The sequence below is a fragment of the Streptomyces sp. SID486 genome (assembly GCF_009865385.1).
Taxonomy (GTDB): domain Bacteria; phylum Actinomycetota; class Actinomycetes; order Streptomycetales; family Streptomycetaceae; genus Streptomyces.
The window spans coordinates 1-915 of record NZ_WWJT01000206.1 but is presented as its reverse complement, the minus strand read 5'-3'; the positions used below and the strand labels follow the sequence as shown (position 1 = coordinate 915).

Below are 915 nucleotides of genomic sequence, written 5' to 3'. Positions count from 1 at the left end.
GTGTGCCGTGTGCCGTGTGCCGTGTGCCGTGCGTCGTGCGTCGTGCGTCGTGCGCTGCGGGCCGTGCGCCGTCTCACTCTGCCGTCCGCCGGGTGCCGCGTGAACCCCGCCCGGGCCGGCCAGGAGAGCCGGGCCGGGCCGCGCGGGGGCCGGTGCGGTCGTTCAGAGCCGGTACGGCTTCGTGCGGCGGCGCAGGACCCAGCCCGTGGCGACGACCCCGGCGCCGACGAGGGCCGCCCCGACGCCCAGGGTCAGGGGGCCGTAGTCCCGGGCGGCGCCGCCGAGGCCGCCCATCACGCCGCGGGACGGAGCCGCGGTGGACGTCGCGGAGATGGTGGGGCGGCGACTGCTGCTGCTGGACGCCGCGGAGACGATCACCGACTGGCTGCCCGCGGTACTGCCGCTGGAGCACACCACGACCACGGTGTACGTCCCCGCGCTCACTCCCGTCCACGCCGCGGACTGGCTGACGCTCGTGCCGGACAGGGTCGCCTGCCGTCCCTGGGAGAAGTTCGCCTGGCTGCTGGTGAGCAGCGCCGCGGTTCCCCAGCTGCCGTTGATCTGGGTGCACGCGCTGGTGACCACCGAGACCGTGGAGCCGGTGGTGCTGACCGAGATGCCCGAGGCCGCGGCACACGGCCCGGCGAGCGCGGCCGGGAGCGCGGCGACCGCCGCGAGGGTCAGGCCGGAGCGGAGCAGGAGTCGCGAGTTGTGCATGGGCTTGGCCTCCAGCGGCACGGTTGGCGGTACGTCCCATGCGCCGCCGAGGGTCGGGAAGCGGCCGTGCTGCCTCCATCGCAGCCAACGCCGCGCCGGACACCCGCGCACGCGGGGGGAGCCCGGCCAGGTGACGGGTTCCTCCGTCCGGCGCAGGGAGACCTGCCGGTGACTCGGTGACTCGGTGACTCGGTGACT

The 915-nt window shown here is 75.7% G+C and carries 1 protein-coding gene; it reads right to left on the bottom strand.

Features of this window, described 5'->3' with window-relative positions; all coding sequences use genetic code 11:
- Positions 1-162: 162 nt before the first annotated feature.
- Positions 163-717, bottom strand: a complete 555-nt coding sequence (locus GT045_RS10450; RefSeq protein WP_161333976.1) for a hypothetical protein — start codon at positions 715-717, stop codon at positions 163-165.
- Positions 718-915: the final 198 nt, after the last annotated feature.